This window comes from Alteromonas australica, from assembly GCF_000730385.1.
Taxonomy (GTDB): domain Bacteria; phylum Pseudomonadota; class Gammaproteobacteria; order Enterobacterales; family Alteromonadaceae; genus Alteromonas; species Alteromonas australica.
Genome location: NZ_CP008849.1, coordinates 2,112,463 through 2,128,817, shown reverse-complemented (window position 1 = coordinate 2,128,817; position 16,355 = coordinate 2,112,463). Strand labels below are relative to the sequence as shown.

Annotated in this window: 8 protein-coding genes; 1 reads left to right on the top strand and 7 read right to left on the bottom strand. The window is 45.1% G+C overall.

Annotated elements, in window-relative coordinates; translation table 11 throughout:
• Positions 1 to 110: 110 nt before the first annotated feature.
• From EP13_RS09385 to EP13_RS09365, 5 genes are all read right to left on the bottom strand, one after another.
• Positions 111 to 2,066 carry an alpha-amylase family protein gene (locus EP13_RS09385; RefSeq protein ID WP_231497944.1) on the bottom strand — a complete coding sequence of 652 codons (1,956 nt, stop codon included), beginning with the start codon at positions 2,064 to 2,066 and terminating at the stop codon, positions 111 to 113.
• 122 nt (positions 2,067 to 2,188) lie between these two features.
• On the bottom strand, positions 2,189 to 2,740 hold the full coding sequence (locus EP13_RS09380) for an RNA methyltransferase (protein WP_197035954.1): 552 nt from the start codon (positions 2,738 to 2,740) through the stop codon (positions 2,189 to 2,191).
• A gap of 62 nt (positions 2,741 to 2,802) precedes the next feature.
• The gene (locus EP13_RS09375) at positions 2,803 to 3,642 is read right to left on the bottom strand and encodes a patatin-like phospholipase family protein (protein WP_044057064.1); all 840 of its coding nucleotides are present in this window, start codon (positions 3,640 to 3,642) and stop codon (positions 2,803 to 2,805) included.
• 261 nt (positions 3,643 to 3,903) lie between these two features.
• Positions 3,904 to 8,232, bottom strand: coding sequence for an alpha-1,6-glucosidase domain-containing protein (locus tag EP13_RS09370; protein ID WP_044057063.1), 4,329 nt, complete (start codon positions 8,230 to 8,232; stop codon positions 3,904 to 3,906).
• A 71-nt stretch (positions 8,233 to 8,303) separates the two neighbouring features.
• Positions 8,304 to 11,354 carry a TonB-dependent receptor gene (locus tag EP13_RS09365; protein ID WP_044057062.1) on the bottom strand — a complete coding sequence of 1,017 codons (3,051 nt, stop codon included), beginning with the start codon at positions 11,352 to 11,354 and terminating at the stop codon, positions 8,304 to 8,306.
• Positions 11,355 to 11,535: 181 nt separating this feature from the next.
• Here EP13_RS09365 and EP13_RS09360 point away from each other — a divergent pair, with 181 nt between their 5' ends.
• Positions 11,536 to 11,733, top strand: a complete 198-nt coding sequence (locus EP13_RS09360; RefSeq protein ID WP_044057061.1) for a hypothetical protein — start codon at positions 11,536 to 11,538, stop codon at positions 11,731 to 11,733.
• On the opposite strand, the gene EP13_RS09355 is transcribed toward EP13_RS09360, so the two are convergent.
• Both EP13_RS09355 and EP13_RS09350 read right to left on the bottom strand, forming a co-directional pair.
• Positions 11,723 to 13,252 carry a tryptophan halogenase family protein gene (locus EP13_RS09355; protein ID WP_044058871.1) on the bottom strand — a complete coding sequence of 510 codons (1,530 nt, stop codon included), beginning with the start codon at positions 13,250 to 13,252 and terminating at the stop codon, positions 11,723 to 11,725. The two genes, EP13_RS09360 and EP13_RS09355, sit on opposite strands and share 11 nt — an antisense overlap.
• A gap of 134 nt (positions 13,253 to 13,386) precedes the next feature.
• Positions 13,387 to 16,248 (bottom strand): TonB-dependent receptor, encoded by a 2,862-nt coding sequence (locus EP13_RS09350; RefSeq protein WP_044057060.1) that lies wholly within the window; start codon positions 16,246 to 16,248, stop codon positions 13,387 to 13,389.
• Positions 16,249 to 16,355 lie beyond the last annotated feature (107 nt).

Here is a 16,355-nt window from a genome sequence, read left to right as displayed (position 1 = left end):
ACGTATTCACCGAAGTCCTTTTAAGAACACCTTGTAAAAACACCATGTAAAAAACAATAGCCTTCCACGTTGAACGCTTGCGCTGACTTGGTGGGAATCACCGTGCTTGCTTAAAAAGCAAACACCTTGGTTTCCAATGCGTCTAACGTTGTTGTAGCGCGGTAGTTCACCTCGCCTTGCTCAAGCATTAAACCGTCATGAGAAAGTAAAGGTTTAAGCTCAAGCTTGTTGCCCGAGGCCTGTATCGCAGAGGCCGGTACCGCGAGTGAAATGGGGCCCGTAGGCGTTTCGCTAAAGTTGGCAAGAACAATAATCCCCTGTCCGTTTTTCTCGCGTACAAATGCAAACTGCTGCTCAGAATACGCAGATCCTTCAACGCTTAGGTTCAGGGCATGTAGACTTTGATAACGCCCAGTAATTGCGCTATTGGTTGCAGCGATGTTCATGACGTCTTTATAAAAGCGATGCAACGCTTTTTCTTTATCTGTTGACTGCCCTGCATCAAATTTGCCGTTGTTCATAAAACGTTGATGCGCCGGTACGCCCGCATAGTCAAAAATAGTGGTTCGTGTTGGGTCGCCAAACCCAGCCTCTTCGCTACCGTCTTCACCAACATCTTGTCCAAAGTAAAGCAAGGTAGGAGCGCGACTAATTAGTGCACTTACGGCTAATGCAGGTTTTCCTTTGTCAGCGTCTCCGGCAAAATCTGGGCTGGCTATGCGCTGTTCATCGTGATTTTCTAAAAAATGCAGCATATGTGGCGCTATATCGCGAACTTCGTCATGGATAGCGACCAAATCACTTACTGCACCACTGCCCTGCATAATTGTTTTCAACGTATCGTAGAAACCTACTTTATCGTACAAATAATCCATTTTACCTTGCTGGATATAAGCACGGTATTTATCTGGTTGGTAAACTTCAGCCAACAGGAAGGCGTCTGGCGCCTTTTGTTTTATGCTGCTGTTTAAAAATGACCAAAATTCAACGGGTACCATTTCGGCCATATCATAGCGAAACCCGTCTACCCCTTTATCGAGCCAATAATGCGCTATATCTCTAAACTTGTACCAGGAATCCGGTACGTCTTTTCCTTCCCAGAACGCCGCATGTTCCGCAAAAGACTTTTCGCTAAAACCTTCAGGTAGGGTTGGGAAATCATATGTACCGTCGGGCCTTACGCCATAGTTGACCTTAACGGTTTCATACCAGTCATTAATATCGGGCTGAGCAGCACGTGCCCCATTACCTGTCCACTTAGCTGGAAACTCATCAAACTTGCCATCGGATAAGGGATGACTGTCACCACCAAGGGGCTTATAGTCACCACCATCAGGAACTTCAAACGCTTCGCCAACCACATAATAAAAGTTGTTGTCGCGGGCATATTCAACAGAGGTATCATCATGGGCACCAAAGTCGCTGACTCCCTCTGGCGCTGACAGTGATTCATAGTCGCGGGCCACGTGATTAGGCACAATATCAATGATGACTTTCATTCCCGCCTCATGGGTTCTGGCAACGAGAGCTTCAAACTCTTCTAAACGCTTGGCGGGATCATCGGCAAGGTCGGGGTTAACATTGTAGTAATCTTTAACCGCATAAGGCGAACCTGCGCGGCCTTTAACCACGTCAGGATCATCACCGCGTATTCCGTATTCTGTATAGTCGCTAATTAAAGCGTGATGGGGAACACCGGTAAACCAAATGTGGCTAGTGCCCAATGATTTGATAGATTTAAGTGCCTGAGGTGTAAAGTCACTAAACTTACCCACGCCATTTTCGTCAATGGTTCCCCAAGGTTTATTGGTGCTATTCGTGTTGCCGAATAGGCGAGTAAACACTTGATAAACCACGGGCTTAGCTTGCACTGTAGGCACACTTGCTAAACGGCTTTCCAGGCTAGCCTCCTTCAACACGTCATCGTGTTGCATCGTTGAAGATAAATAATTGTCTGATAAGTCCGCTTCATTAGCGACTTCTCCCCCACCACAAGAAGACAAAAATACAGAGGTGACAGCAACGAGAATGTGGCGGCGAAAACGTGAAAATGTCGGTGTGTACATAGAAATTAACGTGCATGGGTAAAATTTAATACAGCATACGCGTTAATTACATGTTAACAAACATGCATACGTATTCACCCAAAACTTGTTATTCATGTTGCCGCTAGCGACTCCACCAACGGCTAAATTTTGGTTTGATTGTTGTTATCTCTACTTTTACGAATTAAGCCATCACCGTGTTTGTAGTTAGACTTAGCTAACCTATCATAGAGAAGAACATTTGCGGTGGCTGCTAAGTTCATACAAGAAAACGTCGGAATATAAACAACATGGTCACACCATGAGAGCACGCGACTATCTAAACTTCCATCTTCTGGGCCCAATATATAAAACGCATTGTCAGGGTGTGTGAATGAAGGCAAAGGCGTGGCGCCTTCTACCAACTCTACCGCCACTACTTTAGCGCCCTTAGGTACCACCTCTTTGAGGTTTTCGACCCCAATAGTAGGGATGGTTTTATGAAAGGCTTTGGTATCTGCATTAAAGTCTTTGGCAAAGCGGTAACGCTGCCCAGTATAAAATACGCTGGCTACACCATAACACCCTGCTGCCCTTAGGATAGAGGCAACATTTACAGGGTTTTTAGGGTTACTCAGCCCAATACTTATTTGCTGTTTTTCTAACTGCACGAGGTGAATACTCTCGCTAACGAATGAATAGCGAGAGTGTGCCATGATAGCGACTAGACCTCTAGCCTAATATGACGTAGCGCTAACAATGCGTTTTATCACGGCAATCAACTTGCTATGGCTACTGTGTCTTTAACTAATCGCCGCGCCATACGACGGCCTTGTGCATACCCTTTAAGCAGCTTTCGTTTATCCATAGTAAGGCGCTTTACGCAAAAGCCGCTGTCGGGGGCCACTAAGGTTAATTTACAATCATCCGGGGGGTTGGAAAGAAACTTGAGAGTATCGTTGTAAATACCTGCCCGCGCTAGCATCGTCTTGAGCAACGCAGGCTGGTCACCGTACATTTTTTCCATTAGCCAGGTGGATTTAACTTCGGGTTTGGTAAACCCATGGGGTTGTGAAAGCACCACGGTAATATCCCTGGCACCCATGTCGTACGCTTGTTTGACTGGAATGGCATCGGCCACGCCGCCATCCACGTAGCGCGTTCCATTAATAATAGGCTGCTCTCTAAATGCTGTCGGCAGTGCACAAGAAGCAACCATAAGGGCATCTACATTGTCTTCTGTAGCCTGATGGTATTCGCACTGCCCTGTTTGCGTGTTTGTGATACCTACATACAGTGGCATCGCTGCACTACTGTTTGGCCCAGTGATACCCAGAGATTGTTTAGAATGATGCCATAGCCAGTGTACATCCGTCATGTGTCCGCCCTTTATAAAGCGAAGGGGGCTGAAAAATTCGCGCTTTGTAGCATATTGCGTGATGATGGTTTTACTTAACCCATGCATACGTGACACATAAGTAGACAGGTTCGTTGCACCAGCTGAAACCCCTACAGCGAAATCAAAAGGGTAATAGTTTTCTTCCATAAACTTATCGAGTACGCCCGCAGCAAAAATTCCGCGCATGGCGCCGCCTTCTACTACAATTGCCCTTTTCATATCATCTCCTTGTTACACTCGCATTCACATGCAATAGGTAAGATTTTTCCATTAACGGCTAACTAACTTATGTCGGTATATTTTTTGTTTACAAGTACTGTGCCATGGAGGTTCACATCAGTCTTATTACAAGTATTGTGCGCTATTTGGATTAATTAGGTGATGAAAATTTGCGATTGGTGAAATCAAAAAAAGCGAATAAAAAAACCGCGAGCTAGCCGCGGTTTTTATCTTTTGAGTTTTAACTACACGTAATTAATATTACTTCATCGTCACCGTTAGCGTAGGTGCATTTCCATCTGGGCCACTTACCTTAAACTCATATAAACCACCATCTATTACTTCAATGGTTAGGTTATTGTTGCTGCTACCTAAGGTTTTTGCCACCCCTTCAACGACCAGATTCGACACCGCATCATTGGGATTCCCAAGATTAACAGTGGCCCAATCTTCAGAGGCAACTTTGAATTCAATGCTACCTGCACTAAGTTCAATGTCGGTGGTATACACGCCTTCTCCCTGATAACTAAACATATCTTCAACGCCCCAGCCGTTCATGCCACCGCGAATATACACGTCTGTGTCACCCCAGTAGTTTTCTTTAAATACGCCTAGGGTTGGGGCATTGACATCGGTGACATTAAATACAAAGACATAACGGTCAGCCGATTCAACATTTAGGACCAAGTTGTCATTCGTCGCTGCGACGGATAACGTTTGCCCAGGGGTTAAAATACGGTCGGCATCATTACCTGTTAGTGCGCCAAAATTGACGGTGCTCCAATCTTCTGACGCAACTTTAAACTCGTAACTGCCCGCGTCAATGTCACGGGCAAACGTGTAAATGCGGCCCCCTTGGTATACAAACTCTTCGTCGGTTCCCCATCCGTTCATTGCACCACGAAGGTACACGGGTGTGCCAACATAGGGCTCTTCATTTTCAACAAGAAGCACCGGCGCCTCACTGTCTGTCGCATCAATCGTAAACAAATAGGTTGCAGATACGGTTGGCGTGAACGACAAATTATTATTGGTTCGAGCTAATACTTTATCCGCTTGTGCAACCACATTTACATCTTCGCCCTCGCCTGCTCCGAAATTCACCGTGGCCCAATCTTCGGAAGCAAACTTAAAGCCGTAAGGGGTGTCGGCCTCTAATGCAACCGTTACCGTGTATTTACCATCGCCTTGATATGTAAATGCATCATCAGTAGACCAACCATTCATGTCGCCGCGTAAATACGTAACAGTATCGCCGTAAGGCACCACGTCTGGCGCACCCGAGGTGGCGAACGCTGATAATCCGTAACCCTGCGCCCCAGATTGCGGTTTAACGAAAACTGCAATGGTTAGCGCTGGTACCGTGAAAATTCCGTTTCCATCCTCACCTTCAGTAAAGCTAGCCCCACGCACAGCGGCATCGACAGAGTTCATTTGAGTGACATGCAGTGAAAAGCCTGTTGCAGTGTTAACAGCAATCGATTTCTCTTCATAACCGGTATTTACAAGCACCATGATTGCATCGTTCATCATGTCGAGATCGGTACGACTTTCATCACCGTCAGTCACACCATCATCGATGCTCATGGCAATCAAGCCTTGTTGTTGACTTGCACCTATATTATGGAACCCGACTCTGTCGATAATATCGTCTGCTGTGGTTAGTCTAAACAATGGGCTACTCATACGAATACTGAGAAGTTCAGCAAAGACATCGGATGCAAACATAATGTCGGCCATAGAGGCTGCGCGGTCGGGGCTGTAAATAAACTCGCCCATTTCTTCCCACCGGCTTTCATTGTCTTGCGCTAACGGCAAACCTACGTTCCAGTTATTCGTCTCGTAGGTAAAGTCTACATAGTTGAACCAATCGCCAGAATCGTAAGTATTTCTGTCCATGGATTTAGAACGCAGCATGTCGCCGCCCATCTGTAAAAATGGAATGCCCTGAGACACTAGGTTAATACCCATGGCCACATTTTGGGCCCGTACCCGCTCTTCCAAGGTAATCGTTTGAGGTAAGGTATAATTAAGCTGATCCCACAGGGTTTCATTATCATGCTTTGACACGTAATTAATGATGTCTGCAGGGTCTTCAGCGTACCCCCCTAAATTACTGGTGGCCACAGCAGTACCCGCGGACGTTTCAAGAACATAATCCTTAAGTGTTCCAATCATGCTCATTTTTACGCGGTCTTGATCGCTTAACAGTGCATCAGAGTCTGGATTAAAGATATTGCCTTGACGGATAGCTTCCCGAATTCGGTCGTTATAGGTACCAATTTCTGTCCCTGCCATGTTCAATTGGCTAGCTTGTTCGTACCCGCGGTCAATTTTAGTCCACCCTTCGCCATAGAAATAATTGTCTTCATCAATAGCGTGTACGGCGTCACGTAAGCGAACCATGGTCTCTTTTGTTGCTTGACTCATGATGTCAAAGCGAAACGAGTCGTACTTATAGTGCTCAGCCCACATTAACAAAGAGTCTTCCATGAACTTTTCCATCATGACATTACGTGGCTCTGTGTCATCGCAACAGGTTTCCCGAACGATAGCTCCGGTATCTACCTCGTAACGGTGGTAATAGCCTGGCACGGCTTTGTCTAGAACAGATTTACTAAATACGCCTGACGCATTGGTATGGTTGTACACCACATCTAACGCCACCCTAAGCCCCATTTCATGCAAAGCTTGAATCATCGCACGCATTTCGATGATTCGTTCAACACCTTCTGCACTGGAAGCATAACTGCCTTCTGGCGCGTTAAAGTGGTGAGGGTCGTACCCCCAATTGAAGGTATCGATAGCCTGTAAGTCATGCGTGAGTTGTTGTGCCTTACCTGCTTGAGATAGTGGGTCATAAGCGTTGTAAACATCAATGATTAACGCATCTTCACTTTCTTCTTCACACACCGCAGCTTCACTATTTAGGCGGCATAAATCACCAACAGTATCATATAAATCTATCGTATTAGCGGGGTCTTCGTCGACAGTCGCTATGTCATTAGCGGGTAGCACGTGAAAATAGGTTAAGCCCGCCTCTACTAATTTTTTAAGGTGTTCAACCGGGGCGGTTCCCTGTTCAGTAAAGGCCAGATATTTACCGCGATTTTCTGGCGACGTCGACATATCACGTACACTAAAATCGCGCACATGCCCTTCGTAAATTACCGCATCTTCAAAGTGATCAACTGTAGGGATATCGTGGGTGTCCCAACCATCGGGTTTTAAGTCTTCATCAGCTAAATTTACAAAACGTGAAAAGCGGCCATTGGTACTTAACGATACTGAATACGGGTCGGTAACTAACAGGGTTTCTATTGTTTCGGTAATGGGGTGGTAAACAGTGACTTCATAACGATAAAGCTGCCTATATAGTGACATATCCCCCTCGTAGCGCCATACGCCTGATACGTCATCACGCAGCATTTCTATACGCTGGTTTAGCGTTTTATTCTCACTGTACAGCAAAAGATCAACGTTTGTGGCTGTCGGTGCCCACAGTGCGGCCGTTATGCCGGAGTCTGTGTAAATGCCGCCAAGTTGTGCTTCATCAGCGTCGTCCTCACCTTGGGTGTAAAGTGCATCAATCGCATTCGCAAGTTGAATACCCGTTGCTACCACTAACGTACCATCGGCATCATACCCACCAACAACCGCTTGTGTGGTCAAGACGGTTTTTGCATCTTCAACCGACCAATCCCCTTCCCAGGCCTGCATACTTGAAAGATGCGGCACACGTGATGCCTGCGCTTCAGTGAGGCTGCTGGACATCAGAGTGACTGCTGTGCCATTAATGCCTTCCTCTAGACTGCTTTCTAAATCAGCTTGCGCTGAATAGTGCAGCTTAACTTCTGCTACGGTATCTGGAACATTCCACAAAATGGTGTTGGCGTCTAACCAATGCGCTGCAAACCCGTCAATATCCACCGGCTGTGGGCCAAGTGACATAATGGGGTATTCAAAAAGCGTTGGTTCCCCCGATAAAGTAAAGTTCATACGAACAAAGGTGTCGTCATCCTGAACAAGCGACGCCTGAAAATCGCCGCCGCCCATCTCTTTACCGGCATCATCGGTTCCTTTGTGAATAATGAAGTTGTGGCAGTCGCCATACCCTTCTTTTAATTCCAGTATCCAATAAGCACCATAATTAGGGTCTATACCTGTATGTGTACGGCCATTTGCCCAGTCTGTATCGGCATCAGCATAGGCATCGCAGGTGTCGTTATTCCACGTGTGTAATCGCCAACCTTCATATGCTGGATCGTTGCTTGAATTATCAGCATCCACTGCTGCACGGTTATAGTAAAGCACGGCCTGGTTTTCTGAAGGTGTAAACACAGGGTCTGGTAATGCAGGGTCTGCGCCTACGACACATGCGTCGTTGGTTTCATTGGGCACGGTAGGTGCCTCACACTGAATTGGGGGTGGAGGTACGCACGCCGTTCCTGAATCATTAGGAACATTAGGTACCTCACACGTTAACAAGGTATTGGTGCCAGACTCAACGTCTGAACCTCCACAACCGGCTAACATTATTGCGCCTACTAGGAGTAGAGCTGCGCGCCATACTCGTGTATTAGTAAACATAGAATTCTCCTGAGTCATCTCACAAGGTTTGGCAAACGAAACACATTTAAGTAATCCTAAGGTGATGTTTTTCATAGTTGGTATGTCATCCCTAGGTAGTATTGCGTGCCAAAGTATTGAATGGTGCCTGTTTGCTCTTCGGAAGCGAAGTAGCTTTTCGTGGGTTCGTCTGTGAGGTTATTTACTTGGAACAGTACGCTCCAGTTATCGTTTATTTCATATGACGCTTGGTAATCAATGACCAGTTCCTCATCAAAATTAACCACTTGATCGTTCACCGCTACTTGCTGTGAAACAAATGCATCTCGATAACGACCAGATAAGCGGGTTTCAAAGCCCTCATATTCCCAAAACACGGTTACTGTCGCTACGTTTTCTGATAGGCCAGGTAAATTAGCAGCGTATACGCCGTCACCTAAAGTTCGCTGAATTTCACTTTCGGTATACGAATAACTTGCGCTTACCCCCAATCCAGAGAACATACCCGGTAACATGCTATAAATTTGCGTGTAGGCAACTTCAACTCCGCGAATGTAACCGCCTTCTGCATTATTAACCGCAGTGCTATAGCTGCCATTTTCAGTAGGTACGGTAATAAAAATGGGGTCGCCATTTTCATCTCGCGCAAGTTCGGCTTCTTGCCCAGTAAACTCAGGAGTAAGGTAAACCGGTACTTGCACGTTATCTGGAATAACAATGCCATTGGCCTCGAAGTCGTAGGGTTCAATTTCCACATCTTCTACAAAAGACTCAATGTCTTTGTAAAAACCTGCCACCACTAAGGCACCTTCAGATTCTGAGAAGTAGTATTCCCATGAAAGGTCATACTGAGTAGCATAAAATGGTTCTAAATAGGGGCTGTTTCTTGCACTTCCACTTACTTTTGCAGTGGGGTTAGAAAGGGTAATTTCCCCTGAGTCTCTATCTTGAAATGCGGTGACGGTTTCAATGGTAGTTGAGGCGTTGGCTGCAAAGCGGTTAATGGGAGCTCGCCCCATCACTTTCGCGGCTGCAGCGCGCAATTGCATATCATCGGTTAATTTAAAATTCAGGTTGATTGATGGAAGTACATCGTTATATTCATGCGATATAATTGCAGGACGGTAAAAATTATTAATGAGGCCTGCATCATCAGTAATATTTTGTGCGCCTGCCGTTGGGTCACTCACTTCAACAGACGTACCCGTTTCTACATCAGTGATAAGTTGCGTGGCACGCTGCAAAGTGGTGGAGCTTTGCTTACTTTTCACATAGCGCACACCCACATTACCCGTGATGGGTAAGCTACCTAGCTCGGTATTAATACTGGCCATTAGATAAGCGGAATTCACCGTTTCAAACACGGTGCCGCTTTCCTGCAATGTCCATGCAGTAGCAGCGCCAGTACCTGGGCCATTAATGACCCCAGCTGCGCCAGGTCCCCAGGTTTGAATGGGCTCAGGTCGTCCATTAGGAAACCATGCATCTAACGCACTGTCTAAATCTACAGAAAGATAACTTGGGAAATAAGAAAAATCGCCGCTCCAATTCACTTCCTCTACCATGGCATCAGTAAGTTGTAATGGCGGCTCACTAACCGAAAAGGCGCTGTCATTGCCGTACTCGAAAACAGAGCGATCATTTCTATATTCTCTGTCAGAATAGCGGTAACCAAACTCGATACCAGAAATAATAGGAACATCTAGGAAGTACTGAAAATCGACCCTGTAGGCATCTAATTCATCCTTATTTTCATAAGGGTAGATACCGTATTTACTTACCATAACTTTATCTAAATCTGTAAAGTCATTCATTTGGTTAAACCCAATATCCGGTAAATTTAACCCGTTGAGTAAATAGGAAATTTGAATATTTTCATCAAACACTGGGTTTGCGGCATTTGCGTCTTCTCCTACGAGCGACCACAGCAGACCGTTTCTAAAATCACTTTCAGCACTGGAGCGTGACACATCGAATTGAACCGCAAAGTCTGGCGTAATTTCCCAGGCCGCATTGACCCCTAAATTGGTGACACTGTCGAAGTCTTGATTATCGTCGTTGACTAATTCGATACGAGTGAAGCTGCTGTCGGTGCGCGTAAACGTGCCCCCCACTACGCTGTTGTTTACCACGACAGGGTTAGTAATACCTGCATTGACGCCGCCCAGTTTGACCCTAAAACCACGGGCAAAGGCTTCTGAATCAAACTTTGAAATAAAGGCATCTGCTTTTAGTGTAAAGGTGTCAATGGGTGCCCATTCAAACGCTGCCACATATCCATCACGGGTTTCTTCCCCACCTTTATGCTGCATTTCAAAGCCTTCTGAGATGTACTCACACTCTGGACAAGATTCTGGGCCGTCTGTATCCCCTTCAAGACCATCTACATCAACCTGACCATTATAGGCTAAGCCAATAAACTGAGTAGAGACACTGGGTTGGAATAATCTGGCATAGCCAAGGGAAATACCTAGCGTATCGTCAAGAAATTTACCTTGATATGAAAAACTCAGCCTGTGGCCATATTCCGTTGCGTCACTCACTTCTGAGGCGCGGTCGTTATACATACCGCGCATATTAGCACTAAATTTATGTTGCTCTTCAATGGCTAAAGGTGAAGCTGTTTTGAGTTCAACCGTGCCCGCTATTCCTCCTTCAATTAAAGAGGCTTTGGGCGATTTATACACCGCCGCTTCACTGATAAGTTCAGAGGGATATTGATCAAATTCAATGGCGCGACTGCCGCTGGTAGACACCTGCTCTCTGCCATTTAATGTTGAAAAAACAAAGTCGCCAGATAGGCCGCGAATGTTGATTTGTGCAGCTTGTCCCCCGGTACGTACAGCAGAAATACCCGGTAATCGAGTTAATGCATCCGCCATAGAGACATCGGGTAACCCACCGAGATCATCTGCAGATATTTGCTCCGTAACCATGTCGGAAAAGCGTTTCTGATTAAGGGATTGGATGAGGCTAGTACTAAATCCCCTCACTTCTATACGTTCTACCGTATCTTCTTGAGGGCGTTCAATTTCATCTGTGGGTGCGTCGGGGGCTGTTTGAGCAAGCGCTGGATGCGTGTACAACGCAACCCCACTGCTCAACAATGCCGCCATGATGGTGCTGGGTTTAAAAGTTTTCATTGGTGTCCCATTCCTTGTTTTTTATAAGCACTTTAAGCACGACAACAATTAAAAGTGCTACTTATTCCCATTCGTTTTTATCGCGACATAATGGGCATGTTTGCCCCGTCTCGTTAATGGCGAAGGAGTGTGATGGTTCAACAACAAATATTACTGGTTTGTATAAAAAGGGAGCAATGCTATGCATACGTATTCATTTACAAATAAATTACATATAAGGCATATAACTGACAATAAAGTAACATTTAAGGGAAGTGGCGAAGGAAAAAAAGAAAGCAGCCTATTAGCTGCTTTCTTTTTTGTGTTAAGTGGAAATAGCGAATTTCATACCATTTCTAGGGTGTTAGGAGCATTTTCACTCATTTTTATCACGCGTTAGCGCTCATGTCCTGCTTCGCACGTTTTACCATCCCATTTAGGTATTCATCATGACTCGGTAATTGTGAAAGCGGTTCACGTTTTATTTTTAGCAACCTTGTTAACATTTCTTTTAATTTTTCATCGCTAAATGTATTAACCAAACCATGATAATCATTCGGAGTAATACCCTGCCCATACATGACTTGAAGCCAAGAACTCTCTAAGAACAAGTCATTCTGATCTCTAAACAAACTGCCATTTTCTTTGAAAAGTGCGATTTTGTGCCTTAAGGTATCGGGTAAGTCTAAATTCCGCATATCGTTAAAAAAAGCACTATCAGTTCGTTCATTTACCGAATAATGGAGTATCAGGAAATCTCGAATTTGTTCGAATTCTAACGCTGACTGTTTGTTATATTCTGCCTCTAAACTAGGGGTTATTCCATTGTGAGGGAAAAGTTGAATTAAGCGCACAATGGCTGATTGAATGAGGTGTATGCTGGTAGATTCTAATGGTTCCAAAAAGCCACTCGACAACCCTACTGACACCACATTTTTATTCCACTGCTTGCGTCTACGGCCCGTTGTAAACTTTATAAGTTTAGGGTCGGCGAGCGGTTTTGTATCAAGGTTGCCCATTAGCGTATCTAAGGCGTGATCTTCGCTAACATAGCGAGAACAAAATACATGTCCGTTACCGTTTCTATGCTGTAATGGAATGCGCCATTGCCAGCCAGCATCATGGGCAATTGACCGCGTAAAGGGGCGTGTGGATTCGTGCCGCTCAGATGGCACTGCTATCGCACTATCACAAGGGAGCAAATGGGACCAATCGTCGTAGCCTGTTCCAAGGGTTTCTTGAATAAGTAAGCCTTTAAAACCGGTACAATCAATAAAGAGGTCTCCCTCTATGCGGTTTTTATTATCTAACCGCAACGCCTTAATATAACCATTTACGTTATCTCTTTCTACGCTGCTAATTTTTCCCTCAATACGAACAACACCCATACTTTCACTAAGTTTGCGTAGGTACTTTGCATACAAACTCGCATCAAAGTGATACGCAAAAGGCAGTTCTAGTACGGGATCTTTGGCATTAATAGGGGCAAACTTACCCGCCTCAGCGGCGTGATAGTTTAAGTCATAATCCCATAAATCTTGGGTTTTCCCCAACTGTTGGCCTTTTAACCAGTAATGGTGAAAATGACAAAAGGCCATGGCCTTACCTGGTGCACCAAAGGTGTGGTAGTAGCTTTGCCCTTTGGTTTTCCAGTTTTCAAATTTAATGGCAAGCTTGATGGTCGCTTTTGTCTCATATAAAAACTGGGCTTCGTCTATCCCCAAAACTTGGTTAACTAAACGAATAGGTGGAATAGTGGCTTCACCTACCCCTACGGTTCCTATGACCTCTGACTCAACCAACGTTATATTGACGGCCTCTCCCAACACCTTTTTCATGAGGGATGCAGTCAGCCATCCTGCAGTGCCACCGCCCGCGATGACGACCCGCTTTATTGGATTTTTTTTTGGGTTTTGCATGTCATTCTCGCTAATACTCATTCAAGCCACTAAACCTTAGTTGTAGCTTCAGAAAATAAAAAAGCCACCTTGCTTTTGTTTTAGCATAAGCTAATACAAAAAGCTTTAGGTGGCTTTTAACACACACGGAAAAGTTAGAACTTGTAGTTAAACCCTAGTAAATAGTTGGTTCCATAAGACTGGAACTGTGTAATTTGACGTGGATCGGTGCTAGATGCTTGAATATCATCTTCATCTGTTAGGTTTTGGGCTTGTAGCGTTACACGCAAACCATCCAGGTAATCAATACCTGATTCACTAAAGTCATAGCCAATTTGAGCATCAACCAAGGTACCACCTTGTTTAGTTGCATCAACAAGCGCAAGGCTTGTACCTCGCTCTTCGGTAAGGTATTGGTCACGTTTAGTTGCTGCTAAACGGAATTCAAACCCTTTGTTTTCATAGAAGAATGTCATGCTATAAGACTCTTCAGATAAACCAGGAATACGCGTTTCCGTTTGGCCTGGCGCTGGGTCTACCTCACCATCCATAAAAGTGGCACTGGCAAACAAACCAAACCCTTCTAGTGAATCATGGATAATATCAAATGGTAGTGAGCCTTGTAGCTCGTACCCGCGCACAAATCCTTCAAACCCATCAAGAACACTGCTTACTTGGCCAGTAAACAACACAGGCACCTGTCCTTCAGAACCTTGATGCAAATCAGGAACGTAGTAATCAGAGAAATCAGCGATTATCGACGTATCTCTATGCCAATTCTTTATATCTTTAAAGAAGAATGACACCGCCACATATCCGGAGTCTGCAAAGTAGTTCTCGTAGGCTAAATCAAACTGATTCGCTTCAAGTGGACGTAAATCTGGGTTACCTGCACTGCCGCCCCAAGGGCCATTTTCTATATCAGAACTGGTAATTTGATTGTCATTGAATGAAAACGTTACCTGTGTATTTGGACGCATGTCGTCCATACGAGGGCGAGAAATCACCTTGCTTAAACCTAAGCGAACGAATTGATTGTCAGCAACTTCGGCTGAAAGGTTTAAAGTAGGTAATACATCTGTGTAATCTGCGCCACCGGTCACTGGCGTTGCGATGGTGTAGCCATCAGCATCAGAAGTGGTAGAGAAGCCTGTAGATTGCTGATCTGCCTTAACGACCTGAACGCCAACGTTACCACGAACCCAAACGTCACCTAATTCCATCTCTAAATCGAATTTAGAATAAAGCGTAATAAGTTCTTCATCAACGGTGTAGGTATCACCCAAGCGATCGTTTTGAACACGGCTAGCGTCACTTTCAATGTAGTATCCGCTCTCATAAAGGCCTAAAGAATCATAAGCCAAAATACCGTCTATACCGATGAAATCTAAATTTACTACGCCAAGAACATCAGGAATCGCTGCATCATCAGGGTAAGAAGGCGCCGTTAAGTAAGCGCCGTTATTGTCTTTTGACTTACTTCTGTCAGAGTAAACGATACCTGTAGAAACGCCGGTGACGATTCCCCACTCTACATAGCCTTTGAGGTCGAGACGTATTGTGTCTAGGTCTTCTTCAAACAGAGGTTGATTCACAAAGCCATCTTGCGCATCAGATTCAAGAAGAGGACGCGCGCCCCATGCTTGTGGTCCAGCTAAACGAATAAGAGTAGGGTCGGTAAGGTCTACGGCATCAGCCGTTGGGTGGTCTGAATACATAACGCCCGTAGACGTCATTTCCCAGCTTCGCGCCGACAAAGAACGACCATCTGTACCAGCACGACCCACACCTGAGTAACTCTCGACATCAATAATTTCTTTCTCTACTGATCCAGTAGAATAATCAAGCTCTACGCTCCAAGAGTCGTTAATTTGATACTCGGCGTTTATCCCTATGGTGGTTAAATCAGCTTCCTGACGCCTTGCGTCATTACGTACAACAGAATAAAAGCCATCGGTGTAACCAGAGGTCACCAAACCGTCTTCAACACCAGTGACTGTGTAAGCACTTGTGCCCCACTCTGCACCACCTTCCTCAAGGCCACGTCGAACATCGTCTTCAACGAAATCGATATATAGTGCATCAAGTTGTATATTAAGTTTTTCCGTAGGCGCCCATTCAACTACCGCAGCAATTGAATCACGTTCTAACATTGCAGAACGTTGGAACGAATCGTGTCCGCCAAGCACAACAGTACCTTCAGGAACGTTTACCGTATCTTGACCATCGTAACGGCGAGGGTTCCAAACAGGATCGCCATCATCATTAAATGTATTTTCTGCAGCTAAGTTAACATCAGCATAGCCCCAACCACGAAAGTGCTGTTCTTGTCTTGGTGATTCCATAGTCGCTACGGTTAACGCTAAACCTAATGTGTCATCGGCAAACTGATCAACGTAGTTAACTGACACACGGTGGCCCGAATTGTCGAAATCTGGGTTTGGTGAGTCTTCTGCATTTTTTTCAAAGCTACCGTTTACCGTAAATGTACTTTCCGCCGAGAGAGGCTTAACGGTTTGAAGATCAATAGAACCACCAATGTTCTGCGTGGTCATACCGGCTTCTGGCGTTTTGTATACCAGAATATTTGAAATAATTTCCGTTGGGTAAAGGTCGAACTCAACGCCACGGTTGTCGCCCATTCCCAGTAATTCGCGACCATTTAATGACGTACCTACGTAGTTTTCATTAAAACCACGTACAGAGATACCACTCGTACGCCCGTTTCTACGCTCACCCGTAACGCCAGGTAGTCGTGCGATAGATTCGGCTATACTGGTATCAGGCAATTTACCAATATCTTCTGCTGACAAGGCTTCTACAATTGACGTGTTGTCCATCTTAATTGCTTGGGCACGTTGCAAGCTACCTCGGATACCACTTACTTGAATAACTTCAACATTACTTTCATCAATAGAATCGCTGTTGCTTTCTTGTGCGAACGTCGGTGTGCTTACAAAGGCTACACCGCCAGAAATAAGCGCAGCTTTAATGAGATTGGGTTTGAATTGTTTCATAAAACGGGTGTCCCATACGGTTATAGTTGTTGTCTTTTTGTTATTGTTATGACAATTAAATGACAATAAACATTGTCGGCATAATGCTATAGAGGACACGTTGAATG

Coding starts and splice junctions, on each gene's coding strand:
- EP13_RS09350 (WP_044057060.1), bottom strand. CDS start 16,248: ATGAAACAATTCAAACCCAATCTCATTAAAGCTGCGCTTATTTCTGGC.
- EP13_RS09355 (WP_044058871.1), bottom strand. CDS start 13,252: ATGCAAAACCCAAAAAAAAATCCAATAAAGCGGGTCGTCATCGCGGGC.
- EP13_RS09365 (WP_044057062.1), bottom strand. CDS start 11,354: ATGAAAACTTTTAAACCCAGCACCATCATGGCGGCATTGTTGAGCAGT.
- EP13_RS09360 (WP_044057061.1), top strand. CDS start 11,536: ATGCATACGTATTCATTTACAAATAAATTACATATAAGGCATATAACT.
- EP13_RS09375 (WP_044057064.1), bottom strand. CDS start 3,642: ATGAAAAGGGCAATTGTAGTAGAAGGCGGCGCCATGCGCGGAATTTTT.
- EP13_RS09370 (WP_044057063.1), bottom strand. CDS start 8,232: ATGTTTACTAATACACGAGTATGGCGCGCAGCTCTACTCCTAGTAGGC.
- EP13_RS09380 (WP_197035954.1), bottom strand. CDS start 2,740: ATGGCACACTCTCGCTATTCATTCGTTAGCGAGAGTATTCACCTCGTG.
- EP13_RS09385 (WP_231497944.1), bottom strand. CDS start 2,066: ATGTACACACCGACATTTTCACGTTTTCGCCGCCACATTCTCGTTGCT.